The following is a 24,257-nucleotide window of genomic DNA, read 5'->3' as shown; positions in this document are numbered from 1 at the left end:
CTATGCGGATCAAAAATAAGAAGTACTTCATTCCTGCGATAATCGTCATCGCAGGCGGGCTCGCCGTCGGCACAGCACGCCTGCTTGAGGTGCCTCCTTTTGAACAGGTCGGCACCATTGACGCGAGTGACATATGCGAAGGCCTCGGCTCCTCGGATAGTCGAGTACAGGCACTCAAAAATGTTCTGCCAGAACAGACAGAGTACTCGTTCGGTAGCCTCTATTCGGAGGCCCGGATCGATCAATCCGACAGTTCCTACACGTCCAGATGCTCGGTAAGAGGCGAAGGAAGTGTACTTCTCTACACCAATGCAGAGTTGATGCGCGACGAGCCGGTCGACAGCTGGGCAAGTAGCACGATTGCAGACAGGCAGGCGGATTACCCTGGTGATTTTGACGATTTCGCTGCCGGAAAAGGCGGAGTCGTCTCATCGCACAAAGCCGCCATCCTGCTCCCTTGCGTCTCAGCTGGACGGATCCCGGGAGGCGAATACAGCATCAGCGTCTCGGTGACCCTCAATCAACAGTCGGAAAACAGCGTGACCACAGCCAAAGAAGCACTGAAAGATTTGGTGCTCAGTACCGCAGAGTTCGTCCACAAGGACGCGAGGTGCGACCTGCCGTCCCGACTTCCCGAGAGCCTTTGAACGTCGCTTGACAATTGAATCCCTGTTAGCGGATTCAGGAAACGTACGACTGCCGGTGGTTACGGCGCCCATCGCTGCGGAGGAAATTCGGGACCGGCGGTACCGATCTGGGGTCCGGTGTCTGCGGCAGATAGAATGAGGTCGGCCTTGTATGCATTGACTGCGGTAGTCATAGCCTTGGCAGCGGGACTCGTGGCCATGGGCTGCGTCAAGGCGGACCGGGCCCGTGGGTGGCGCCAATCTTTCAATCCCTCGGCACCCGAAATATCCGACTCTGCTTTCGTTGCCGCGCGCGTCGTTCTCTTCGGGATGGCCGGGATCGGAATCTTCTCGGCGTTCCAGTTGATGGCCGTGACGGCGAACGGAGAGTGGAGCGACGACGAACTGTCCAGCGCGGTCAGCCAGGCCACGTCGGAGCTGAATGGCACTTCGCGCCTGGGCGACATCTTCGATGACGGCAGCGGCTTCGATCAGGAGATCGCGAAGATGATCGAGGAAGAGGTCGTCGAGAACGGCGGTGGCGGCGCCCCGCAGAGCGGTGTGGACGCCGGCGCCGCAGCCTCCAACAAGCCCTCCGATGCCGATTACACGGTGCAGGCAGCTGGCGCGGACGCTGCCTTCTGCGTACACGTCGTAAGGACGCGGTCGAAGGACGGGGACTACGAGCCCCCCGGCGTGGCGGGTGGCGCCGGCTCGGTGACCATCCCGAAGTACGACTTCGCGGTGACCAGTCGCGAGGGCGGGTGCTGAGGGTTCCCCTCTTCCCTGTGCTGCTGCCCCGCCGACACGCCCCTGCCTCCGCCCCGGGAGGAATGAAGCCTGGGGAGGCACGAACCTCGTGGCCGGATCGTCGCATCCGTCGAGAAGGGCCTCGGGCCGGCTAGGAACTGTCCGGCCGATCATGCGACTCTCTAGGCTGGTCCTCTTCTGGAAGGGGTGGCTGTGACGGCGGTGGCTCGTGAAGCGGCCATTGAGTTGGTGCAGAAGATCATGGACGCCGACCACGTTGACGATGCCGAGATGTGCGGTGTGATGGAAGCGTTGGGCAAGGCCCTGGGCTGTCCGAGCGGCTACGTAAGCGACTTGATCTTTTGGCCCAAGGGGCGGGAGCTGACAGCTCCCGCGGTGGTCGACCAGGCTCTGAAATACCGGCCCTTCGCCTTGTGACAGGGCCTCAAGCCCGTAGCCAGATGACCAGGGCGGCCGCGGTCACAGTGCCGAGGAAGACATATCCGCGCTTGTCGTAACGGGTCGCGGCGGCCCGGAGGTTCTTCAGCTTGTTGATGGCCCTCCCGACGGTGTTGCGTTTCTTGTACCGCCCGTCGATCACCTGCCGGTGATCAGGCCACCGCCCACACCGACCGTTGCTCACCGGCAGGAACGGCCGCAACCGTCCCCACTCCGCGTCCGACAGATCACCGCGTTCTCCTCGCCCCATACCGGGAAGAACGGGCAGATCAAACGACGGTTACATGATCGGCCGGACAGCTCCTGGTCGCGACACATGGGTCACCTGGTCCACGGGCCCGGCGCGTCGGCGTACGAGAGGCATCCGTCGATCGATCGCTCGGTACCGCGCGGATGACGTCCTCACGACAAAGGTCAGGGTGGGCACCTCCCGTGCGTGCCCACCCTGACCTGTCTGCTGTTCGGCGAGTCCTACTCGAAGTTGGCCCGCGCCCGCTTGTCGCCGGCCTGGTAGGCCGTACCGGCGTCACGCACCTTGCGGGAGATCTCGGCCAGGGCTGTATGAATGCCCGTGGCGTCGCGGTCCCAGCCGGCCTGCGCTGCGTCGTACGCCGTCTTGGCCTCGCCCACCCAGAGCTCGGACACGCTGGCTACCATGCGCTTGATCGCCGCAAGGTCCTCCTGAAGCTGCCTGCTCTGCCGGTCGATGTCCCCAGCGGCCTGCTCCAGGCTTGCGTAAGTGACAACCATGGTGCCGTCGTTGGTCGGCATACGGTCCTCCAGTTCAATCTAGTTCGAGGTGATGATCCGTACGTGGTGGTACGGGTACGGCGAGGATCAGAGGGCGTTGATGGCCGAGGTCTTGGCCTGCGAACCTTCCGAGTGACCGGCGACGACGTCCACACCCTGGAGGGCCTGCCTGATCTCGTCCTCGGTGTTGCCCGAGATGGTCCGGGCCGCCTTGATGGCTTCCTGGAAGTTCACCAGCCGGGTGGCGATGTTGCCCATCTTGATGTTGATGTCGTCCTGCTTGGCGTTGAAGGCGTTGGCGCCGACGCCCTTCCAGGCGCCTTCCAAGCTGTCGATCGTCGCCTGGAGCGTCTTCAGCTGGCCCTTCACCGATTCGAAGCGCTTGCTGAGCTCGTCCTCAAGCTTGAGGAGCATCTCATCTGAAAGCTTCTGATCTGCCATGGTGCTGGCTTCCTTCCTTGTGCTCTTGTTCGATCCGGCGTCACCGCCGGAGGTGCTTTGCAGGAACTGCGGTCGATCAGGCGGTCAGGCGGTCCGGCGCTTGCGGGCAATCGCGAAGGCACCGCCGCCGAGCACGAGGACTACCGCCACTCCGCCGAGGATCAGGCCCAGTTGGCTGTCGTCGTTCTTCTCCGTGCTGGAGCCTGCCACGGCGCCGTCGTCAGCCTTCTCCTTCTTGTCAGGCTGTGACGAAGCTGATGCGGAGGGGGCTGCTGAGCCTGCGGAACCGGACGTCTTCTCCTTGGTGAGAGGACTGATGTCCGCGGCGCCGGGGGCTCCCTTGCCCTTCAGAATGTTCATGGAGGGGCGGATCAAGCCGTGGCCGAGGTACTTGCTGAGGGTGCCCTTTTCCCAGTCCCGGCTGGCAGTGTCAAAAAGCACATTGAGGACTTGGTTAGCGGTCCATTCCGGGTGGGCGGACCACACCAGGGCCGCTGAGGCCGACGCGATGGCGGTTGCCTGGCTGGTGCCGTTTCCATCGCAATATTTCTGGAAGGTTTCATCGCACCAGTACGGGACATCGAGACCAGGAGCTGCGATGTCGGTGATCTGACCGTGCTGGGAAAATTCGCCTACTTTGCCGTTCTTGTCCGCGGCCGACACTCCGACGACCTGGGGGTAAGCCGCCGGATACTCTTCCCCATTTCCGTCCTGTCCATTATTTCCAACGGAAGCGAAGAAGAGCTTTCCCTTGCTTTGTGCGTACTGGACGGCCTCACGCTCTTCGGGGGACGAGAACTCGCTACCGAACGACATGCTGATGACCTGCGCCTCACTGTCTGCCGCAGCGCGAATGGCGTCTTCAGAGTCACGCGCATTCACCGAGTGCTCATCCTGGAATTCGGTGTCACTGATCCGGATCGGGATGATTTTCGCACCCGGGGCAAGGCCCTTCAGCCCTCCGCCCTTGCCAGTTCCCGAAATCAGCTCAGCCATGGTAGTGCCGTGGCCGCTGTAGTCGTCGTATTCGTCACCGTCGGCCTCTGTGGCGTCGAGCCCCTTCAGGACCTGCCCCTTGAGAGACGGCGTCGACGGGTTGACGCCTGTGTCGATGACAGCAACCTTGATGCCTTCCCCCGTGGCGACCTTCCACATCTCTTCGGCTTGCATCGCTTCGAGATACCACTGCTTGGACTGCACGTCTGCGGCAAATACTGAGGGAGCAGCCACAGCAAGTCCCACAGTCCAAGTAACGGCCACGGCCATCGTGCCGAGTAGGCGCCCTCTCGATACGAGAGAGCCACTGCGCTTTCGGGCCTGGCTCATTCCTGCTGTCATCCTGACTTCCGAACCTTCCCAATACCTACTCGATCACCGGCGGTGCGGCTCCCCGCCGGCCGGCCTCCCATGTCTCTCTGTCCTCTGTCAGGTAGTCCGGGCGCGGCGTGCCGTCGTCCTGCTCCTCGTCCCTGGAGTCCCTCCGGCCCGGGCCGCGTACGAGACCTGCGCCTCCGGCCGTGAAGCCCTTCGCGTTGCCGCCAGGTCCCCCCGCACCTCCACGGGGCGTACCCACAACACCCTTGGTGCTCGGAGTCCCTCGTCCGCCAGGACGCGACGCACCATTCGTGCCACCGGCCCCGAGGACACCTCGCTGGCCGATGCCACCGGCAGGTCCGCCCGGTCGTGCGGCGCCACCGGCCCCGATGACCGTGCCGCGCGGGACGCCACGAGCGCCCCCGGGGTTACTCCCGCCCGGAACTGCGCGCTGCGGAGTACCGCCCGTGATGCCGCTCGCCCGTCCGGCACGAGGGCCGGTAGCCGGGGACGTGCCCGAGTGGCCTGCCGCCACGGGCCTGCCACCGGTGACAGCGGGCCGGCCGGCAGTCGGGGACTGTGGTCCGCCGACCGCACGCGCGGGATTACCGGAGGCCGGGCCCCCGGTCATGGGCGCGGGGCGCCCCACCGGTGATCCCGCGCGGCTGTTCGCCGCAGGGCCACTCGCCGTAGGGCCGTTCTGCCTGGCACCACTGAACCCTGACTGGCTGACAGTTCTGGGGGCTGGTGCTCCCTGAGGCCGCGAGTTACTCGTCACGGGGTTCACAAAGCCGTTCGCCACGGGAGGAGGATTTCCACCAGGTGCAGGACTTGTGGTCGGTGCCGGAGAAGGCGTGATCGGGCTGTTCGCCGGGGCCGTTGGGGTGGCGACACTGTTGATCTCTGTCGATGTGCCCTTGTCCAATACCGGTTCGACCGACCCGGGCCTCTCAACGGTGACCGCATGGCCGATCGCGCCTGATGCGTCAGGCGCGGCCGAACGCTCCGGTACGCCTGAAACACCTCCGCGTGATGTGCCGTCAGACTCCGACGACGAACCGTCCGAGTCGGAATCCACCCTTCGGTTCCTGGGCCGCGGCATCGCGACATCGAGCTTCTTCTCGAACCGCGGGGGCTCCTGCGCCGCCAGTGTCTCCTCGGAGACCGCGTAGTACGAGGCCAGCCGGTTCGCCTGGTTGATTGCTTCCTGGCGGTCCTTCTCGACCTTGACCGCAGCCTCGTACTCCGCGTTGCCCTCGATCCGCTTCGGGGCCTCGACCTCGTCGGGCGACTTGCGGATGAGGCGACTGTCCCGGGGCGGGAGGGAGTTGCGTACCGAGGCGAGGCCCGTGCCCGCGACCGTGATCTGCGTCCCGGCCACATCGGCGAATTCGCTCAGCTTGTCGGCGTGGACGGCCAGGCCGTTGCCCCAGTCACGGAATGCGGTTCCGGACTCGCCCTCCCATTCGACGCCGCCGATGAAGTCCTTCAGTTCCTGCGACGCCTTCTTGATCGCGTCCCGGGCATCCCAGAGGGCCTTGCCCGCCTCCTCGAGCTGCTCCGGCTTGGAGTTCTCGATCAGGTCGATCATCGCGTTGAGCTCGTGTCCCTCGAAGGAGGTACGTCCCGAAGAACCGGAGCTCCCGAACACGTCGAGGATGGGCTGCATGACGCGGCCTACATCCGTGACGAGCAACTGCCCTTGGACACGCGCCTCGTCATGCTTCTGCTGTTCTGCGGGAGTCAGTTCAGGCTGCGACTCGGAGCCCGGTTCCTGCTTCGTCGGTTCGCTCATTCGGCTGCCCACCCCGCGTCGCTCTGCTTGTCTGCGTTCTGCTCGGGCTTGACCCTCTGCTCGTCCTGTGCCCTCTCGTGTTCCCTGCCCAGACGTGTCTGGATCTGATGGAAACGCCGCCGCGTGTCGTCGTCCACGTTGTCGAAGCCGACGGCTGCCGCGTGCACGCCGAGGTTCAGGTACTCGATCTGGTCACCCAGGGACTTCGAGAGCGTGACGAGGGAGTCGTGGACACGGTTGTACTGGGTGTAGAGCCCATCCGCTTCTGCGAAGCATGCATTCTGGCCACTCAAGGCGGTACGCGACACCGACTGTGCCGCGACCTTCGACTTGCCGGCCGGTGAACTCTCGAGGTCAGCCAGCAATGCGTTCACGCTCTTCTGGAACGCCTCCAAGGCGCCCACTCCGCGCCGGAGATCCCCTTTGCCTTCGGTCACGTTGCTGTCCTTCCCCGTTTCCCCGTTTGCACAGTCCGCCTCGCGTTGCTATCGCACCCGCGCGAACAGGACTGGCCCCATACCATCACTCTAGCCAATGGCACTGACATGACCAACTGTCTTGTCCATCACGTAACTTCCGGTACCACCTGCGGCCCGGAACGTCACCCACCGGCCGGTCGCCCCCGCCGCCTCTGCCTGTCCCGCACGGCCACGGCCGTCCCCGCTATGGCGGCGACCAGGACTCCCCCGCCCACCACGACGTAGGTCGCGAGCCGGGCGTTGCGTTCGTCGGCTGTCTCGCCCAGGTGGAGTGCGGCGGGGACGGGCGCCTCGCCCTTGTCCACGCCCTCGTGTGCCACCGGCTTCTCGACGGGCTTGTCATCCTCCGTCAGCGCGCGCACAGGGTCGACGACCCCCCAGCCGACCAGGTGGTCGTGGCCTCCGATCGTGCGCTCCGCCGTCTGCTCGATCTGGGCGACGATCTGTTCCTGCGTCCAGTCCTTGTGCTTGGCCTTGACGAGCGCCGCGACTCCGGCGACGTAAGGGGCCGAGAAGCTGGTGCCGTTGTCGGCGCAGTGTCCTCCACCGGGAACCGTGGAGATCATGTCCACACCGGGAGCCGCGACCCCGACGAAGTCACCGGACTGGGAGAAGGCCGCACGTTCGTTGTTTCGGTCGGAGGCTGCGACGGCCAGGACTCCGGGGAACGAGGCCGGGTAGGTCTCCTTGACGTTTCCGCCCAGCCCGTCGTTGCCGGCGGAGGCGACGATCACGATGTCCTTGGCCAGGGCTGCGTCCACCGCCTGCTTCAGGACGGCTTCGGGCTTCACCGCGTTGGCCGTGTCCTGGGAGATGTTGATGATGTCCGCGTCGGCCTGGCCGGCCGCGTAGTCGATCGATTCGGCCAGCGATCTGGCGGTCCCGTGGCCCTCCGCGTCGTTCTGCTGGATCGGGATGATCGTCGCGTCGGGAGCCAGGCCGGTGAAGCCGGTGCCCTTCGCCTCGCGCGCGGCGATGATGCCTGCGACCTTGGTGCCGTGGCCGACCACGTCGGTGGTGCCGTTCTCCTTGCCACGCTCGATCTTGCTGCCGTTGTCGTCCTTGAGGTCCTTCGGCAGGAAGTTGCGGCCGCTCCCGGTGTCCACGGCCTTCGTGAGCTGAGGGTTCTTGATGTCGACGCCCGTGTCGATGACCGCCACCCGTACGCCCTTGCCGGTGGACTGCTCCCACAGTTCGTCCATCAGTACGCGTTGCAGTGCCCAGGGGCGGCCCGCGTACTTCTTCGAGGGGAAGGTGCACTGGGTGGAGTCGTCCGCGGCCGCCGGCAGGACCGGCAGCGTCACGAGGAGGACGCCGGTGGCAGCGGCGGTGGTCAGCAGGCGCCTGCCGGAAGAGCGGAGGAAGCGGGAGGAGGAATGTGTGGTCACGTGGTCGCTCCTCACGAACCCTGCGGCTGGCGTGCGGCGCCGGTCGAGAGGCGGGGGCCGGTCGGCAGGAAGGCGGACCAGGCGGCGGGTACGGGCGCCGGGTCGACGTCCTTGTACCCGAGCCGGTTCTGCGCCTGCTGTGCCTCCTTCTGCCTCTGCTCCCTCTCCGCCTTCGTGCCCGACTCACCGATGCCGGAGTCGTCCTGCACACTGTCGCCGTTGGACTGCATGGCATAGCGCAGCCCGGTGTCGGTCACCAGGAAGAGAGGACCGGACTCGGGGCTGGACCCCTTGAACTGCCGGAAGAGCTGGCCGGACCCGGGGGTGACGTAGGCACTGCTGGAGCCGGTGGGGAGCGTGGCGGGGAAGCCCTTGCCCGCCCAGGTGCTGAGCGTGCTGCCGCCGGTCTTCTCCGAGACGCCGCGCAGGACGTTGCACACGGTGTTACGGCTTCCGCTGTCCGCGCTGGCGGAGTTGACGGGAGCTGCCTCGCTCGCCGGCCAGTCCGTCTTCTGCCCGAACGCGTCACCGGGCTCGAACGCTCCGGCGCTGACCGGCTTCGCCTTGCCGTCCTGGCCGAGACCGACCAGGGCACTGCTGCTGAGGAGGAGCTTGGCCACGAAGTCGGACACCGGGGCGACCCTCCCCGGCAGGACCACGTACTGCTGGGTCCGCGTGCCGGAGGTAGCGGCGAGGATCATGCCCACCTTGTTGTCCTCCGACTGCAGCTTCCCCGGAACACCCGCGTCGGCGCCCGGAGTTCCCTCGATGGCCGGGAACGCGACCTCGTCCCCCGTGCGGAGCGTGGCGAGCCAATCGGCGGAGACGCGCTGGGGTTCACGGTCCTGGTCGACCAGGGTGCGGAGCAGCAGCTCGTCGTTCTTCACCGGGTACGCCTTGCCCGTGGCGTCCACGAGGTAGCGGGTCCTGTCCGGTCCCGGGCCCTCGACGTACATCACCTCGCCGCCCCGAAGCTTGTTCGTGCCTTCGGTCTTGCCCTGCTCGCGCTCCGCGAAGACGAATGCCGCCTTCTGGATGGCCCTGCCGCCCTCACCGGGCCGCTCGCAGACAGCCCAGCGCTTCGTGGAGCCGGCTTCCGCCTTGTCGGGCAGGCGGTCCGGGGCGTACGGGATGCCGAGGGTGGCCCCGTGCGGGATCTTGCCGCTGTCGAGGACCGACTCGTCGACGTTGACGACCTTGCCCTTGTCCGGGGCGAGGAGGAGCTTGGCGCTGGACATGTTCAGCACGGGATGGAGCTGCGTCTTGCCGTCGGTCTTCAACACCACGTACCTGGTGGTGGACTTGCTGGCGATGATGACGTTCTCGTAGGGGGTGTCCCACTTCTGGGGGGCCACGGGCTTGAACATGCCCCAGGCTCCGAATACCGCCAGGACGACCACACCGACGATCACTCCGGGTACCACCGCGCGAAGTGGACGCGGCGCGCCCTCTTCCGATCCGGACGGGTGGGGCTGCAGGAACTGTGCGACCAACCTCCGCTTCGCGAAGGTGTAGGCATTGAGTTCGTCCCGCCGAGATGCCATGTGCGCGCTGCCCCTTCTCCCCTGTGGGCGACCAGGTTCCCACACCCTCCGTGGACCGCTGCCGCCGACCGGGACCCCTACTATGCCTGTTGGCACTTGGCTCTCACCGCTCAGGTAGGGTGATCGCCCGATCAACGCCCGTGTAAAAAACGGTGAATACGGACACGAGGGGGCAACGCGGCGATGGGTGCAGCGACGGGGGAACGCACGAGGCGGTCCACCCACCGAACGCCCGGCCCTTCCCGGAGGCAACGCAGCAACGGGTCGGACGGCACAGCTCCCCACCGGTCGGCGGACGCCCCTGCGGCCACCACTCTCCATTCGATCTCCAGGACCGGCCGCGTCGGTCCCGCGCTGCGGCAGATGGTTCTCGTCGAAGCAGCCCTGGCAGTGGCCGTGGTGGGCGCCGCGCTCGGCGGTGCGTGGCTCATTCCCGCGGGCGTGATCGCCTGTCTGCTGATCCTCCTCGCGGTGGTACGCCGCCGGGGCCGGGCCGTCCAGGACTGGCTCTCGACGGTGTCCTCGCTCCGCCGTCGCAAGCGCACGGCCGTGGCGCCTCCCGCCGAGACGGAGCCGCAGCTGGCTCCGGTGGCGGAGAGCGTGCCGGGATTCGCTCCCTACATCTATGTGGACGGCGCTCGCCGCACGGTGGGCATGGTCGGGGACGGTACGTTCCTGACCGCCGTCGTGCGGGTCGAGGCGAGCGGTGAATCGCTGCGCCAGGCACAGGGTGCCCGGGCACTTCCGCTGTCCCTCCTGGGCGACGCGCTCGCGGTGGACGACATCGTGCTGGAGTCCGCGCAGCTCGTGCAGCAGGTACGGCCCGCTCCGGCGCCGCACCTGCCGGAGCGTTCGGTGGCCCGGCTCTCGTACGCCCCTCTCCAGGACCGGACCGGGGCGCCCGCGCTGCGGATGACCTGGGTGGCGGTGAAGCTGGATCCGGAGCTGTGCCGGGAGGCCGTCGAGGCCCGCGGTGGCGGAATAGGTGGGGCTCAGCGCTGTCTGGTGCGGGTCGCGGACCACGTGGCGAGCCGGATCACCGGTGCGGGCTTCCGGGCCTCGGTGCTCGACCAGGAGGAGCTGAACTCCGCCGTGGCGACGTCCGCGTGCGCCAATCCCATCCTGTCGGCGCGCGCCGGGCGCCCGGATGCCGCGCCGCAGCGGCGGACGGCGGAGACGCCCCGGGTCTGGCGCTGCGACGACCGCTGGCACACCACCTACGCCGTGGACCGCTGGCCCGAGCTGGGCCGCGGAGCGACACCGCTCCCGCGACTCGTCGCCCTGCTGACCTCGGTGCCCGCGTACGCGACGACGTTCAGCCTGACTGTGCGCCGCGGTGCTCACCAGGGCCACGTGTCCGTGCGCGGCCATGTACGGATCACCGGCGGCTCCGACACCGAACTGGTCGGCGTACGGAGGACATTGGAGCAGGCCGCACGGCACGCCGAGGTCGGCCTCGTGCGACTGGACCGCGAGCAGCTGCCGGGCGTCCTGGCGACGCTCCCGCTGGGAGGCGCACAGTGACGAAGCACATCGCTCCGAGGCGGGGGCTGCTGGGCCCCCGCCACGCCGGCCACACCCTGGCGGCGGACCACCTGGGCGCGCTGTCGTTGCCGGTGGGGGACGACGGGGTGATCATCGGCGACGACGCCGAGGGGCGTCCGCAGATGATCGGCTTCCACCGGCCGGCGCCGTACGACGTCCTGCTGATCGGCGGTCTGTGGACGGCGCAGGTGCTGGCGCTGCGCGCGGCCGGTACGGGGGCGCGGGTGGCGGTCGAGACGGGCCGCACCCAGGCGTGGACCACGCTGGCCCAGGCCGCCGGCGCCGGCCTCGAGTGCATATCGCTGCATGACGTGGGCCGGGTTCCTCCGACCGGGGCGACCGTCGGCAGTCCCGTGGTGGTGGTGCGGGACTGCGGTATGCGTCCGCCCCGCGGCCGGGTGGTGTCGTCGCCGTGGCAGTCGGTGCTGACGCTGCTGCCCTATCTGAGCCCGGTCGCACCGCGGTTGATGCGGGCGGCGACGCTCGTGGGTATTCAGCGGGTGTCGCCGGCCGAGGCCGAGCAGATCGGACGGATCCTTGGGCTCGCACGGGCCGAGAGCGAGGCCCTGCCCACCTTGGCGGACGGTGTCACGCTCTGGGTGGCGGGCCGCGAACGCCACTGGGTGATGACCAGCACGACGGATGTCGAGACCGGATTGCTGGGCACCGCTCGCAGGATGGACTGAATCCTCTCCCGTTCGCACCCCGGATCCGTCGCTTTTCAGGATCATGGCAGGGGAACGACACAGTTCGACGAAGGGACGTGCGCATGGGCACCCAGCAGGAAAAGGACGAGCTCTACGCTCTCGACATCTCGGATGTGGAGTGGCTGAGCGCGCCCGGCACCGAGGACGTCGAGGAGCGGGTCGAGATCGCCCACCTTCCGGGGGGCGCGGTCGCCATGCGCTCGTCGCTGGATCCGGGGACCGTGCTGCGCTACACGGAGGCCGAGTGGCGTGCGTTCGTACTGGGGGCGCGGGACGGGGAATTCGACCTCAAGTAGGCATCCACGCGGTGCGGGGGGCGGCTGTCGGGGACTGCCGCCCCCTCGTCGCGTCCGGATGCGTTCCGGATGCGTTCTGGATGCGTTCTGGATGCGTCTCGGTGCACGGCGGACAGCCCGTTCCCCGGTGTTCTGCCGTCGTCGCTCCACCCGGTGGCCGGGCGTGACCTACGGGACAGCAGCCGCTGAGCGATACGGCCTGCCGTAGTGCGCCCCATGGCGATTAGGGTGGGTGGGGGCGCGGCAGAGGAACCTGCGGGCAGGCACTGCGCGTCGCAAGGGGGAGAGCCGGGCGGACCGGACGACGGGAACGGTCGCCCCCACCCACCACGGCACAAGGGTGCTCGACCACACCAGGAGGCAAAGTGAACGGCGATCGGGACGAGATCAGCGGGGGATGGAACACGCCCGTCGACGAGTCGTCCGACGCGGATCCCGCCGAGATGACGGGTGAGTTCACCATCGACTACACCCCGCCCGCCTGGTACACGCAGAACGCGCCGGGTGACTCGTCGGGAGGAGCGGGTTCGCACCTGGCACCGCCACCGCCGCCGCAGGGGGCTCCGCTGTCCGTACCGGGGCCGCAGTCCTCGGGAGGCTTCGAGCCCGGCTGGCCGCCGGCTCCGGCGGCGCCGTCCGAAGCTGCGTCGGCGGCCTCCTCCGAGCCGCCCTCGCCGTCCTTCGCGCCCGCTCACGCGGCATCGGCTCCGGTCTCCCCCGCGGCGGGCTCCGAGGAGTCCGGCGCAGCCGGCGGCCCGTCCGGCCCGTTCGGCGGCGGTGATGTGGAGAGCGGCGCCACCATGCGGTTCTCACCCGCCGCGCTGAAGCAGGAGATCGCCGAGCGCGAGGCGGCCAAGGCCGAAGGGGCGGGCAAGGCCGAAGAGGTGGCCGAGACCGAAGAGGCGGACAAGGCCGAGGGTGAGGCCGCTGCATCCGGTTCCGGCCGGGCGCCCGCGGCCGCTGCCGCAACGCCCGAGGACGACGGCGGCGCGGAGCCGACCGGCACGGTGAGCGGGACGGATCCCGAGGAGAGCGATGCGGCCGACGCCCCGGAGGCGGATGCGGCGCAGGATCCCGTGCGGGCAGTTACCGGCGAGCCGGAGACGGCCGACGAGCAGGCCGGCGCGTACGCGGGACCGGTGACGGACGCTCCGCCCCCGGGCACACCGCCGGCCGGCGTACCGTCCGCCGGCACGCCCGCCCCCGACGCGCCCCAGGGAGCCGTGCCGTCGAACGCACCGGCGCCTTGGTCGCCGCTCCCGCCCGCACAGGGCGCCCTGCCGCCGCTGCCGCCCGCCTTCCAGCCGGCCGCGCAGCAGCCGAGCGCGCCCCAGTCCGCACCGCAGTGGCCCGCGCAGCAGCCCACGCCGGGTGGCTACGGGTTCCCGCAGAACCCGGCCCCGCCTGCGGCACAGCCGCCCCAGCCGGGGACTCAGCAGCCGCCCCAGCCCAACGCGCCTGCTCCGCAAGGCGGTTACGGGATCCCCCAGGCTCCCCAGCAGGGTGGCTACGGGTTCCCCCAGGCACCGCAGCAGCAGGCACCCGCCCAGGGCGCGCCCCAACTGCCCCCGGCAGCACAGCCGCAGGGCGGCTACGGCTTCCCTGGTCCGCAGGGCGGCTACGGCTTCCCGGCTCCGCAGGCCGGCCAGCAGCCGCAGTTCCCCGCGCAAGGGGCCCCGCTCCCTCCTCAGGTTCCGCAGCAGGCAGCACCCGGGAGTGCACCGCACCTGCCCGCGCAGCAGCAGCCGCAGCAGCAACAGCAACAGCAACAGCAACAGCAACAGCAACAGCAACAGCAACAGCAACAGCCCGAGGCGTACCGGCCGCAGCCGTCCGCGCCTCAGGCTCCGCCCGTGGACCCGCGCACCGGCGCCGCCTGGCCGACTCCGGTCACCCATGACCAGCGCGAGCGCTCCGTGCCGGGCGCCCCTCTCGGTTACACCGCCGCGGTGGAGCTGTCGTCGGACCGGCTGGTCCGAGGCAAGCAGAAGGCGAAGAGCAGCCGCAACCCGTCCGCCGCCTCCCGCTTCAAGCTGGGCGGGAAGAAGGAGGAGGTCGAGCGGCAGCGCAAGCTGGACCTCATCCGTACGCCGGTGCTGTCGTGCTACCGCATCGCGGTCATCAGTCTCAAGGGCGGGGTCGGCAAGACCACGACGACCACCGCGCTCGGTTCGACCCTGGCCACCGAGCGGCAGGACAAAATCCTCGCCATCGACGCCAACCCGGACGCCGGCACGCTCGGCCGACGGGTGCGCCGCGAGACCGGGGCCACCATCCGCGACCTGGTCCAGGCGATCCCGTACCTCAACTCGTACATGGACATCCGCCGCTTCACCTCGCAGGCGCCCTCCGGCCTGGAGATCCTCGCCAACGACGTGGACCCGGCGGTCTCCACGACCTTCAACGACGAGGACTACCGCCGGGCGATCGAGGTTCTGGGCAAGCAGTACCCGATCATCCTCACCGACTCGGGCACCGGCCTGCTGTACAGCGCGATGCGCGGTGTGCTGGACCTCGCCGACCAGCTGATCATCATCTCGACCCCGTCCGTCGACGGTGCCTCCAGTGCGTCCACCACGCTGGACTGGCTGTCGGCGCACGGCTACGCGGAACTTGTGCAGCGTTCCCTGACCGTCATCTCCGGTGTCCGCGAGACCGGAAAGATGATCAAGGTCGATGACATCGTGCAGCACTTCGAGACCCGCTGCCGCGGCGTGGTGGTCGTGCCGTTCGACGAGCACCTCTCGGCCGGCGCGGAGGTCGACCTCGACATGATGCGCCCGAAGACCCGCGAGGCGTATTTCAACCTCTCCGCGCTCGTCGCGGAGGACTTCCAGCGGGCCCAGCAGCAGCAGGGACTCTGGACGACGGACGGCGGCAATCCGCCGCCGCAGTTCGCCCCGCCCATGCCGGGACAGCAGACGCCGGGTCAGCAGGTGCCCGGCCAGCAGCAGTACGCGCCGCAGCCGCAGCCAGGTCAGCCGTATCCGGGGCAGCAGTACCCCGGACAGCCGCACCCGGGGCAGCCGCAACAGCCGTATCCGCCCCAGCAGCCGTACGGGGGACAGCAAGCGCAAGGGGCACAGCAACCGTACGGGGCACAGCAAGCGCAAGGGGCACAGCAACCGTACGGGGCACAGCAAGCGCAAGGGGCTCAGCAGCCGTACGGGGGGCAGCAGTCTCCGCCCCAGCAGGCCGCCGCACCGCAGCAGCCGTACCCGTCGTACCCCGCCCAGGGTGCGCAGAACAACGGCTGGCAGCAGCCGCTGCCCGCCCAGGGCGCTCCCGGCGGGAATCCGGCGGGGCCGCCTCCCCCTCCCGCGCAGCACGATGGCCAGGCACATCAGCCCGGGCAGCCCGAACTGCAAGGCCCCGTTCCGCCGGCGGGCTGGCAGCAGCACCCCCCGCAGCCGCCTTCGGCGCCTCAGCAGTGAGGCAGTAGAGGTCTAAACCAATGAGGGCTCGCACCGTTCACACGGTGCGGGCCCTCATTGCATTCCCGCAGACCACACGCGGTTTGGCGGACCGTTGACGCGACTCGACCGCCGCTGATAGACCTTCGCTTCACCAACTGGCGAACCAGAGATCTGCCCGCCTTCACCGTGCGAGTCATGACGCGAGGTCCACGTCCATGGTCACAAGATTCCCACCACGCTCCTCCCGCCCACACGGCCGCTTGCGTATCCTTGTCGCCTCCGGAGCCGCCGCCTTGGCGCTCGCCGCTGGATCGGTCGTACCCGGAATCCCGCTCGCCCCCGCCGCTCAGGAGGCGCAGGCGGCCGACGGCAAGTCGACCCTCACGGTCGCGGTCGCCCAGAGCGTCGACTCCCTGAGCCCGTTCCTCGCCCAGCGGCTGCTTTCCACGAGCATCCACCGGCTGATGTACGACTACCTGACGAACTACGACGCCAAGGACAACCGGACGATCCCCGGGCTCGCCACCAAGTGGGAGACCTCGGCGGACAAGCTGACGTGGACGTACACCATCCGGCCCGACTCGAAGTGGTCGGACGGTGAGCAGGCCACCGCCGAGGACGCGGCGTGGACCTTCAACAAGATGATGACCGACGAGGGGGCAGCCACCTCGAACGGCAGCTTCGTCGGCAACTTCAAGAAGGTGACCGCCCCCAGTCCGGACAAGCTGGTCATAGAGCTGAAGAAGCCTCAGGCCACGATGACGGCACTGGATGTGCCCATCGTCCCCGAGCACGTCTGGGACAAGGTCGGCGACTTCTCGAAGTTCAACAACGACACGAAGTTCCCGATCGTCGGCAACGGGCCGTTCGTCCTGACGGACTACAAGGTCGACAGCTATGTGAAGCTGAAGGCCAACAAGGACTTCTGGCGGGGCGCGCCCAAGTTCGACGAGCTCGTCTTCCGCTACTACAAGGACCAGGACGCCGCCGTGGCCGCCCTCCGAAAGGGTGAAGTTTCCTTCGTCGCCGGAAGTCCGAGTCTGACCCCCGCGCAGGCCGCGTCGCTGAAGACCGCCGACAACATCAAGGTGAACGACGGCCCCGGCCGGCGCTTCTACGCGCTGGCCACCAACCCGGGCGCGCGCACCAAGGACGGCACGAAGTTCGGCGACGGGCACCCGGCACTGCTGGACCAGAAGGTGCGCCAGGCACTGTTCATGGCCGTGGACCGCACGACCATCATCGACAAGGTCTTCCAGGGCTACGCCATAGAGGGCGAGGGCTACATCCCGCCGCGATACGGCTCGTACTTCTGGAAGCCGTCGGCCGGACAGAAGCTGGCGTACGACCCGGCGAAGGCGGCCGCCCTCCTCGACGAGGCGGGCTACAGGAAGAACGGCGCCGGCAAGCGGACCGGCAAGGACGGCAAGCCGCTCGACTTCCGGATCCTGTGCCACGCCACGGACCCCAACGACAAGGCGATCGGCAAGTACCTCCAGGAGTGGTGGGGCGACCTCGGCATCGGTCTGAAGGTCGACTGCCGCGACAACGTCTCCGACCCCTGGTACGCCGGTGAGTACGACCTGGCCTTCGACGGCTGGTCCGTAAACCCGGACCCCGACTTCGTCATGTCGATCCACACCTGCGCCGCACTGCCGGCCAAGGCGAAGGAGTCCGCGGCGACCGACAACTTCATCTGCGACAAGCAGTACGACGAGCTCTACGCGAAGCAGTTGGCGGAGTACGACCCCGCCAAACGGGCCGACCTCGTGAAGCAGATGGAGTCGCGGCTGTACGACACGGGGTACATGAACGTCATGGCGTACCCGAATGCCGTCGAGGCCTACCGCACCGACCAGATCGAGTCCATCACGACCATGCCCTCGGCCGCGGGCAACATCTACGGTCAGGACGGTTACTGGAGCTGGTGGTCGGCGGTTCCGGCAGCCGGTGCGTCGGGCGATTCGTCCGACGGCGGCGGCTCCACCGGAGTCCTCATCGGTGTCGGTGTCGCCGTAGTCGTCCTCGCCGGTGGCGGGCTGCTGTTCGCCATGCGTCGTCGTTCCACCGCGGAAGACCGTGAATAGTCCATGAGCACAGAAAGCACTCCCGCGCTCCTGAAGGGCGCGGCGGGCGTGGACGCCGTACAGACCGACGGCCCGGCTCCGGCCGGGCCGTCGGCCCGCAGTCCACGCGCCCGCAGCACGACCGCCTATCTCCGCTATGCGGCGGGCAAGCTGGCCGGTGCGGCCGTCTCGCTGTTCGCCGTGCTCGTCACCAGCTTCTTCCTGTTCCGCCTGATCCCCGGCGATCCGGTCAAGCAGATGACCGGCGGCCGGCAGGTGTCGACCGAGCAGATCGCCGCGATGCGCAAGGAATTCGGCCTGGACCTGCCACTCTGGCAGCAGTTCACCGAGTACTGCGGCAAGGCCCTGACCGGGGACTTCGGTACGTCGTACCAGTTCCGCGCTCCCGTCATGGACAAGATCACCGAGGCGCTGCCCGCGACGCTGCTGCTCACCGGCACCGCGTTCGTGATCTACACCGCGATCGGCATCTGGCTGGGCGCCAGGTCCGCCTGGCGCAACGGTTCGGCCGGTGACCGCTTCCACACCGCCTTCGCGCTGACGCTGTACTCGGTGCCCTCGTTCTGGCTCGGCCTGCTCCTGGTCATCACGCTGTCCGTCGGCATCGGTCCCGTCCCCGGCATGTTCCCGACCGGCGGTATGGAGTCCGGCAGCGAGAGCGGTTTCGCGTACGTCCTCGATGTCGCCCACCACCTCGTGCTGCCGGTCGTCACCCTCGTAGCGGTCGAGTACGCGCGCACCCTGCTGGTGATGCGCTCCTCGCTGCTCGACGAGATGGGCAGTGACTATCTGACGACGGCCCGCGCGAAGGGCCTGCGCGACGACCTCGTACGCCGTCGGCACGCCGTCCCGAACGCGATGCTGCCGACCGTGACTCTGCTCTTCGTCAACCTGGGCAACACGGTCGCCGGAGCCATCCTCGTGGAGACGGTGTTCTCCTGGCCCGGCCTCGGCGGGCTCTTCTACCAGGCGCTCAGCGTGCCTGATCTGCCACTGGTGCAGGCGCTGTTCTTCATCTTCGCCGCCGCGGTGATCCTGATGAACACGCTCGCCGATGTGATCTATCCGCTCCTCGATCCCCGGGTGGGCCGATGACGACCACGACCGACGCCGCGAAGGCCACCAGCCCGCGCGCACTGACCTGGGCCCGCAGGCGCCACGCGACGACCCGCTTCTGGCAGCAGTACCGCACCCACCGGGCCGGCCTGGCGGGCCTTGCCGTACTCGCCCTGATCGCCCTGGTCGCGCTGGCCGCCCCGCTGCTGGTGGGCGCGGACTCCCGGAGCGTCACCGAGGCGCCCGGCGGGCCGCTGGAGTCCCCGAGCGCCGATTTCCCCCTCGGCACCGACCAGTTCGGCCGCAGTCTGCTGGCCCTGCTGGTGTGGGGGACGCGGGTCTCGCTGACCGTCGGCCTGCTCGCGGCCTTCCTCTCGGTGGCCATCGGGACCCTGGTGGGCATCACGGCCGGTCACTTCAAGGGCTGGTACGGCAATGTCGTCATGCGGATCACCGACTGGTTCCTGGTGATGCCGACGCTGGTGCTCGCCATCGCACTGGCCACCGTGCTCTCGCGGTCCCTCTGGACGACGGTCCTGGCCATCGGGGTGACGACCTGGCCGACGACCGCGCGGCTCGTGCGCGCGCAGACGCTGTCCGTGGAGTCACGGCCGTACATCGAGCGCTCCAAGGCGCTCGGCGGCGGCCACGGCCACATCATGTCCCGTCATGTGCTGCCCAACGTGATGCCGCTGGTGCTCGCCCAGACCACGCTGGTGATCTCCACCGCCATCCTCACCGAGGCGACGCTCGCCTTCCTCGGGCTCGGTGATCCCACGATCGTCTCCTGGGGCGGGCTGCTCCAGGACGCCCGGGAGGCCGGAGCCGTCAGCTCCGGCAACTGGTGGTACCTCGCCCCGCCCGGACTCGCCATCGCCGTCGTCGCCCTCGCGTTCACGCTGTGCGGCCGCACCGTCGAGTCCGTGCTCAACCCCAAGCTGGGGGTGTCCCGTTGACCGCCGTGAAGACCGAGAGCGTTCCGAAGCCGGAGACCGGGCAGCCGTTGCTCGACGTCCGGAATCTGCATGTCACCTACGGCTCGGGGGCCTCGGCCGTCCCCGCCGTGCGGGGTGTCGACCTACGGGTCGAGGCGGGCCAGAAGCTCGGCATCGCCGGGGAGTCCGGCTGCGGGAAGTCGACGCTGGCACTGGCGCTGCTGCGGCTGCTGCCCGCGTCCGCGACCCTGAGCGGCGAGATCCTGCTGGACGGCGAGGACATCCTCACCATGAAGTGGGGGCGGCTGCGCGCCGTGCGCTGGGCGGGGGCGTCGATCGTCTTCCAGGGCGCGATGCACTCGCTGAACGCCGTGCACCGCATCGGGGACCAGATCGCCGAACCCATCCTGCTGCACGGCAGGGCGACCCCGGCCGCCGCGCACCGGCGCGCCGGGGAACTGCTGGAGCAGGTGGGACTTCCGGCCGCACGCGCGGACGCCTATCCCCATGAGCTGTCCGGCGGTCAGCGCCAGCGCGTGATGATCGCCATGGCGCTGGCCTGTGATCCGCGGCTGATCATCGCCGACGAACCCACCACCGCCCTCGACGTGATGATCCAGGCCCAGATCCTGCGGCTGATCGAACAGCTGGTCAGTGACCAGGACCTCGGTCTGATCATGATCAGCCACGACTTGGCCGTGCTCTCCGACACCTGCGACCGGCTGTCGGTGATGTACGCCGGCCGGGTCGTCGAGGAGGGACCCGCCAAGCAGGTCTACGAGGGTGCCAGGCACCCGTACGGCAGCGCCCTGTCCGCGGCCTTCCCGCGCATCGGCGACCTCTCGTCGCGGCACGCGCCGCGCGGACTGCCGGGCGACCCGCCGGACCCGTCGGCGCTGCCCTCGGGCTGTACGTTCCATCCGCGCTGCCCGGCTGCCCTGGACTCCTGCGCCACCGAGGACCAGGAGCTGCGGCCGGCCGGCCCGTCCCGGCGGGCGGCCTGTGTGCTGGTGGGGCCGGAGTCCCCCGCGACGCCCGGCCCGCACGGCGGTGCCGAGGAAGCAAGGAGCATTTCATGACCACCACTCCCCCGGCTCCCCTGCTCAGTGCCCAGGCGCTGAAGGTCGCGTTCCCCGGCCGGCGCGGGGCGGCGACCGCGCGGGCTGTCGACGGGGTCGACCTCGACGTCCGTCCCGGTGAGATCGTCGCGCTGGTCGGCGAGTCCGGGTGCGGGAAGACGACGCTGGCCAGGTCGCTGCTGGGCCTGGTACCCCCCACCTCGGGACGGGTCACCTTCGGGGGCGAGCCCCTCGACTACGCGGGCAGGTCGCTCAAGGCGTACCGCAAGCGGGTGCAGCTGGTGCTCCAGGACCCGAGCGGTTCCCTCAACCCCCGCCACACGGTGTACGACGCGGTGGCGGAGGGTCTGCGCATCCACGGCTACGCGGGTGACGAGCGGGAGGCCGTGTCCGGGGCACTGGCACGGGCCGGGCTGCGGCCTCCGGAAAGGTTCTTCCTGCGGTATCCGCACGAGCTGTCCGGCGGTCAGCGCCAGCGGGTCGTGATCGCGGGCGCACTGGTCCTGGAGCCGGAACTCATCGTCGCGGACGAGCCCGTGGCCTCGCTGGACGCCTCCGTGCGCGGTGAGATCCTGGCGCTCCTGCTGCGGCTGCGCGACGAACTGGGCCTGTCGGCGCTGGTCGTGACGCATGACCTGGGTCTGGCGTGGAACATCGCCGACCGGGTGGCGGTGATGTACCTGGGCAGGATCGTGGAGACCGGTGACGTGGAGCAGATCCTCACGGCTCCCCGGCATCCGTACACCCAGGCGCTGCTGTCCGTGCTTCCGGATGCGGACGGCGAGCCGGTGATCCTGACGGGCGAGCCGCCGGACCCCTCGAAGGTGCCGTCCGGCTGCCGGTTCCATGCCCGCTGCCAGATCCTCGCCTCGGGCGAGGCGGAGCGCGCGGGCGTCGCGGACGCGTGCCGCACGAAGGATCTGCCGGTCCTGGAGGGGGACGGCCGGACCCAGGTCGCCTGCCACTGGGCGGCGCGGGGCGCGACAGTCTCCTGACGGCTGTCCGGAGCGGGACCGCGGGCACACAACGGTGCCCCGGTCCGGGGCCACAGGCACACAGGCACACAGGCACACAGGCACACAGGCACACAACGGTGCCGCGGACCGGGGCCGGTGTGCCCGACCGGCGTCGCGGTCCGGCCCGCGGAGCACCGCGGCCTCCGGTCACCCGCCTGCTTCCTCGTGCCGCCACCCGGGCCCCCGGCCGCCACGCGAGGTACGCCTCCGGGACGGCAGCCGGTGCGACGCCGGGTGCCGAGGCGCGCCGAGGCGCCGGGCGACGGCCGGGCCGAGGCCGACGACGACGTCGAGCCGGGATCGTGGACGCCGCGAAGGACCGGCCCCGACGCCGAGAAGGGCGGGCGGCCCCCGCGCCTTCGATCTCGCGTGGCCCCGGCCGGGGGCCGGAGTCCGGGCCGCCGGGGTCTCAGGCCCGGCGGGACGCCTCACGGCCGTGGTGGATCGCGCCCGTCAGCTCGCCCAGCGGGCGGCCCGTGCCGCCCCAGCGGTGCTGGATGATCTCGGCGGCGATGGAGACGGCGGTCTCCTCCGGCGTACGGGCCCCCAGATCGAGGCCGACGGGGGAGGCGAGGCGGGCCAGTCCCTCCTCGTCCACCCCGGCCTCCCGCAGCCGGGCGACTCGGTCCGCGTGGGTGCGCCTGCTGCCCATCACACCGATGTACGCGGCGGGGGTGCGCAGCGCGGCGGCGAGCAGGGGAACATCGAATTTCGGGTCGTGGGTCAGGACGCAGACGACGGTGCGCGCGTCCACCCGGGTCGATTCCAGATAGGTGTGCGGCCAGGCACAGACGACCTCGTCGGCTGTCGGGAAGCGCGCGCGGGTGGCGAAGGCGGGCCGGGCGTCGCACACCGTCACCCGGTAGCCGAGGAAGGTCCCGATACTCGCGGTGGCCGCCGCGTGGTCGATGGCTCCGAAGACGAGCATGCGGGGCGCGGGGGCGAAGGTCTGGACGAAGACGGTGACGTCCTGCATGCGGCGCTCACCGTGCCGGCCGTATCCGGTGCTGCCGGTGGCGCCCTGGGCGAGCATCCCCCGCGCGTCGTCGGTCACGGCCGCGTCAAGGCCCTCGTCACCGAGGGAACCCCTGACACGGCCGGCCAGGACCATCCGGCTCCGGCCCTGTGACGAGGGTCCGGAGACCACGGTGGCGAGTGCGACGGGTTCCCCGGAGCCGATGGTGCCGACGAGATCCCGCAGCGCGTCCCGTTCGGCCGCCGATACGTAGGGCTGCACCAGGACGTCGATCGTGCCACCGCAGGTCAGCCCCGCGCCGAACGCCTCGTCGTCACTGATGCCATAGGTCCGCAGCTGGGTGCGGCCGGTGGTGAGGGTCTCGGTGGCGACCTCGTACACATCGCTCTCCACGCACCCCCCGGAAACGCTGCCCGCCACCCCGCCGGCCGCGGTCACCGCCATGGCGGCGCCGGGGGCGCGGGGCGCGCTCCCCCGCACCGCGACGACGGTGGCCAGGGCGAAGGGCGTACCGGCGGTGTGCCAGTCGCGCAGTTCCGACAGCAGTTCACGCACGTGCGGACGTCCTCCCGGCTCGGCGGCTCCTGCTCCCGACGATGCCCCTGTCCGGGCGTGCGCACCACAGGAGGGCGTCAGTCCCGTTCGTACGCCGCGATCAGCTCGCTGGACCGCTTCACATCGGCGGCCATCGCCACGAGCAGGTCGTCGATCGACTCGAACTTCAGCATGCCCCGTACGTAGGCGAGGAAGTCGACCGCCACGTGCAGTCCGTACAGGTCGAGGCCGACCCGGTCGATCGCGTACGCCTCGACGGTCCGCTCCGTGCCGTCGAACTGCGGGTTCGTGCCCACGGAGATCGCGGCCGGCATCGCCTCGCCGTTCACCGTGAGCCAGCCGGCGTAGACGCCGTCGGCGGGGATCGCGGTGTGCGGGAGTGTCTCCACGTTCGCCGTGGGGAAGCCGAGCTCACGGCCTCGCTGGGCGCCGCGCACCACGACGCCCTCGACCCGGTGCGGACGGCCGAGGATCTCCGCGGCCCCTCCGACGTCTCCCTCGGCGACCAGGCGCCGGGTGAGCGTGGAGGAGAACGGCTCGCCGCCGCCCGCGTCGCCGCTGACGTAGAGGTCGATGACCTCGACGCCGTAGTCGTAGGTCGGTCCGAGCTCCGCGAGGAACGTGACGTTGCCCGCGGCCCGGTGCCCGAAGCGGAAGTTGGGGCCTTCGATGACCAGCTTCGCGTGCAGCTTGTCGACGAGCACCTTAACGATGAAGTCGGCGGGCGAGAGCTGCGAGAACTCCGCGGTGAACGGCAGGATCAGCACCGCGTCCACTCCGAGCCCGGCCATGAGCTCGGCACGCCGTTGGTGGGGCGCGAGCAGCGGCGGGTGCGTGCCGGGGCGGACGACCTCGCTCGGATGCGGGTCGAAGGTGACGACGACGGAGGGCACACCGAGCTCCCGTGCCCGCTCCACGGCACGGCCGATGATCAGCTGGTGTCCGCGGTGCACCCCGTCGTAGGAGCCGATGGTGACGACGCTGCGCCCCCAGCCCTCAGGGATGTCCTCCAAGCCACGCCAGCAGTGCACTGTGACCGCTCC

Annotated in this window: 22 protein-coding genes; 12 read left to right on the top strand and 10 right to left on the bottom strand. The window is 69.3% G+C overall.

Annotation, left to right across the window (positions count from 1 at the left end; all coding sequences use genetic code 11):
* The first annotated feature begins 2 nt into the window (after nt 1–2).
* The 3 genes from HED23_RS08480 to HED23_RS08470 all read left to right on the top strand — a co-directional run bounded on the left by HED23_RS08480 (nt 3) and on the right by HED23_RS08470 (nt 1,814).
* Nucleotides 3–647 carry a hypothetical protein gene (locus HED23_RS08480; protein WP_203182793.1) on the top strand — a complete coding sequence of 215 codons (645 nt, stop codon included), beginning with the start codon at nt 3–5 and terminating at the stop codon, nt 645–647.
* Nucleotides 648–845: 198 nt separating this feature from the next.
* Nucleotides 846–1,397, top strand: a complete 552-nt coding sequence (locus HED23_RS08475) for a hypothetical protein (protein ID WP_203182792.1) — start codon at nt 846–848, stop codon at nt 1,395–1,397.
* A 192-nt stretch (nt 1,398–1,589) separates the two neighbouring features.
* Nucleotides 1,590–1,814: an e9imm peptide gene (locus tag HED23_RS08470; RefSeq protein ID WP_338019585.1), complete on the top strand. Its 225-nt coding sequence runs from the start codon at nt 1,590–1,592 to the stop codon at nt 1,812–1,814.
* A 7-nt stretch (nt 1,815–1,821) separates the two neighbouring features.
* Here the strand turns inward: HED23_RS08470 and HED23_RS08465 are convergent, their stop codons facing one another.
* From HED23_RS08465 to eccB, 8 genes are all read right to left on the bottom strand, one after another.
* Nucleotides 1,822–1,977 carry a transposase gene (locus tag HED23_RS08465; RefSeq protein WP_203187772.1) on the bottom strand — a complete coding sequence of 52 codons (156 nt, stop codon included), beginning with the start codon at nt 1,975–1,977 and terminating at the stop codon, nt 1,822–1,824.
* 329 nt (nt 1,978–2,306) lie between these two features.
* A complete protein-coding gene (locus HED23_RS08460; RefSeq protein ID WP_203182791.1) occupies nt 2,307–2,606 on the bottom strand; it encodes a WXG100 family type VII secretion target in 300 nt (99 codons plus the stop codon).
* 66 nt (nt 2,607–2,672) lie between these two features.
* Nucleotides 2,673–3,026: a WXG100 family type VII secretion target gene (locus HED23_RS08455; RefSeq protein ID WP_203182790.1), complete on the bottom strand. Its 354-nt coding sequence runs from the start codon at nt 3,024–3,026 to the stop codon at nt 2,673–2,675.
* A gap of 84 nt (nt 3,027–3,110) precedes the next feature.
* Nucleotides 3,111–4,364, bottom strand: a complete 1,254-nt coding sequence (locus tag HED23_RS08450; protein ID WP_203182789.1) for a S8 family serine peptidase — start codon at nt 4,362–4,364, stop codon at nt 3,111–3,113.
* A gap of 25 nt (nt 4,365–4,389) precedes the next feature.
* Complete coding sequence (locus HED23_RS08445; RefSeq protein WP_203182788.1) at nt 4,390–6,135, bottom strand: hypothetical protein; 1,746 nt, start codon at nt 6,133–6,135, stop codon at nt 4,390–4,392.
* A complete protein-coding gene (locus HED23_RS08440; protein ID WP_203182787.1) occupies nt 6,132–6,572 on the bottom strand; it encodes a hypothetical protein in 441 nt (146 codons plus the stop codon). Before HED23_RS08440 ends, HED23_RS08445 begins: the two co-directional genes overlap by 4 nt.
* A 164-nt stretch (nt 6,573–6,736) precedes the next feature.
* Nucleotides 6,737–8,002 carry a type VII secretion-associated serine protease mycosin gene (mycP, locus tag HED23_RS08435; protein ID WP_203182786.1) on the bottom strand — a complete coding sequence of 422 codons (1,266 nt, stop codon included), beginning with the start codon at nt 8,000–8,002 and terminating at the stop codon, nt 6,737–6,739.
* Nucleotides 8,003–8,013: 11 nt separating this feature from the next.
* Nucleotides 8,014–9,546, bottom strand: coding sequence for a type VII secretion protein EccB (gene eccB, locus HED23_RS08430; protein ID WP_203182785.1), 1,533 nt, complete (start codon nt 9,544–9,546; stop codon nt 8,014–8,016).
* Nucleotides 9,547–9,729: 183 nt separating this feature from the next.
* On the opposite strand from eccB, the gene eccE reads away from it, so the two are divergent.
* The 9 genes from eccE (at nt 9,730) to HED23_RS08385 (ending at nt 21,662) form a co-directional block, all read left to right on the top strand.
* Complete coding sequence (gene eccE / locus HED23_RS08425) at nt 9,730–11,070, top strand: type VII secretion protein EccE (RefSeq protein ID WP_203182784.1); 1,341 nt, start codon at nt 9,730–9,732, stop codon at nt 11,068–11,070.
* A complete protein-coding gene (locus HED23_RS08420) occupies nt 11,067–11,777 on the top strand; it encodes a hypothetical protein (RefSeq protein ID WP_203182783.1) in 711 nt (236 codons plus the stop codon). The genes eccE and HED23_RS08420 overlap by 4 nt, the downstream gene beginning before the upstream one ends.
* A gap of 83 nt (nt 11,778–11,860) precedes the next feature.
* Nucleotides 11,861–12,094, top strand: a complete 234-nt coding sequence (locus HED23_RS08415; RefSeq protein ID WP_203182782.1) for a DUF397 domain-containing protein — start codon at nt 11,861–11,863, stop codon at nt 12,092–12,094.
* A gap of 365 nt (nt 12,095–12,459) precedes the next feature.
* Complete coding sequence (locus HED23_RS08410; protein WP_203182781.1) at nt 12,460–15,528, top strand: SCO5717 family growth-regulating ATPase; 3,069 nt, start codon at nt 12,460–12,462, stop codon at nt 15,526–15,528.
* Between the two features lie 197 nt (nt 15,529–15,725).
* Nucleotides 15,726–17,597 carry an ABC transporter substrate-binding protein gene (locus HED23_RS08405; protein WP_203182780.1) on the top strand — a complete coding sequence of 624 codons (1,872 nt, stop codon included), beginning with the start codon at nt 15,726–15,728 and terminating at the stop codon, nt 17,595–17,597.
* Between the two features lie 3 nt (nt 17,598–17,600).
* Entirely contained in the window at nt 17,601–18,692 is a 1,092-nt protein-coding gene (locus HED23_RS08400; protein ID WP_203182779.1) for an ABC transporter permease, read from the top strand.
* Nucleotides 18,689–19,609, top strand: coding sequence for an ABC transporter permease (locus tag HED23_RS08395; protein ID WP_203182778.1), 921 nt, complete (start codon nt 18,689–18,691; stop codon nt 19,607–19,609). Before HED23_RS08400 ends, HED23_RS08395 begins: the two co-directional genes overlap by 4 nt.
* Nucleotides 19,606–20,667, top strand: a complete 1,062-nt coding sequence (locus tag HED23_RS08390; RefSeq protein WP_203182777.1) for an ABC transporter ATP-binding protein — start codon at nt 19,606–19,608, stop codon at nt 20,665–20,667. The genes HED23_RS08395 and HED23_RS08390 overlap by 4 nt, the downstream gene beginning before the upstream one ends.
* Nucleotides 20,664–21,662, top strand: a complete 999-nt coding sequence (locus tag HED23_RS08385; protein ID WP_203182776.1) for an oligopeptide/dipeptide ABC transporter ATP-binding protein — start codon at nt 20,664–20,666, stop codon at nt 21,660–21,662. The genes HED23_RS08390 and HED23_RS08385 overlap by 4 nt, the downstream gene beginning before the upstream one ends.
* A 430-nt stretch (nt 21,663–22,092) precedes the next feature.
* Here HED23_RS08385 and HED23_RS08380 read toward each other — a convergent pair whose 3' ends face one another.
* Together HED23_RS08380 and HED23_RS08375 are read right to left on the bottom strand one after the other, a co-directional pair.
* A complete protein-coding gene (locus HED23_RS08380) occupies nt 22,093–23,214 on the bottom strand; it encodes an XdhC family protein (protein WP_203182775.1) in 1,122 nt (373 codons plus the stop codon).
* A gap of 77 nt (nt 23,215–23,291) precedes the next feature.
* Nucleotides 23,292–24,245, bottom strand: coding sequence for a bifunctional riboflavin kinase/FAD synthetase (locus tag HED23_RS08375; protein ID WP_203182774.1), 954 nt, complete (start codon nt 24,243–24,245; stop codon nt 23,292–23,294).
* Nucleotides 24,246–24,257: the final 12 nt, after the last annotated feature.

This window comes from Streptomyces pratensis (genome assembly GCF_016804005.1).
Taxonomy (GTDB): Bacteria; Actinomycetota; Actinomycetes; order Streptomycetales; family Streptomycetaceae; genus Streptomyces; species Streptomyces pratensis_A.
Note: the sequence above shows the minus strand (reverse complement) of the source record. Positions and strands in the feature narration are given on the sequence as shown.

Bases quoted from the DNA above. Each gene is read 5' to 3' on its own strand.
- HED23_RS08480 (WP_203182793.1), top strand. From the start codon at position 3: ATGCGGATCAAAAATAAGAAGTACTTCATTCCTGCGATAATCGTCATC.
- HED23_RS08475 (WP_203182792.1), top strand. From the start codon at position 846: ATGGGCTGCGTCAAGGCGGACCGGGCCCGTGGGTGGCGCCAATCTTTC.
- HED23_RS08460 (WP_203182791.1), bottom strand. From the start codon at position 2,606: ATGCCGACCAACGACGGCACCATGGTTGTCACTTACGCAAGCCTGGAG.
- HED23_RS08455 (WP_203182790.1), bottom strand. From the start codon at position 3,026: ATGGCAGATCAGAAGCTTTCAGATGAGATGCTCCTCAAGCTTGAGGAC.
- HED23_RS08450 (WP_203182789.1), bottom strand. From the start codon at position 4,364: ATGACAGCAGGAATGAGCCAGGCCCGAAAGCGCAGTGGCTCTCTCGTA.
- HED23_RS08445 (WP_203182788.1), bottom strand. From the start codon at position 6,135: ATGAGCGAACCGACGAAGCAGGAACCGGGCTCCGAGTCGCAGCCTGAA.
- eccB (WP_203182785.1), bottom strand. From the start codon at position 9,546: ATGGCATCTCGGCGGGACGAACTCAATGCCTACACCTTCGCGAAGCGG.
- eccE (WP_203182784.1), top strand. From the start codon at position 9,730: ATGGGTGCAGCGACGGGGGAACGCACGAGGCGGTCCACCCACCGAACG.
- HED23_RS08415 (WP_203182782.1), top strand. From the start codon at position 11,861: ATGGGCACCCAGCAGGAAAAGGACGAGCTCTACGCTCTCGACATCTCG.
- HED23_RS08405 (WP_203182780.1), top strand. From the start codon at position 15,726: ATGGTCACAAGATTCCCACCACGCTCCTCCCGCCCACACGGCCGCTTG.
- HED23_RS08400 (WP_203182779.1), top strand. From the start codon at position 17,601: ATGAGCACAGAAAGCACTCCCGCGCTCCTGAAGGGCGCGGCGGGCGTG.
- HED23_RS08395 (WP_203182778.1), top strand. From the start codon at position 18,689: ATGACGACCACGACCGACGCCGCGAAGGCCACCAGCCCGCGCGCACTG.
- HED23_RS08385 (WP_203182776.1), top strand. From the start codon at position 20,664: ATGACCACCACTCCCCCGGCTCCCCTGCTCAGTGCCCAGGCGCTGAAG.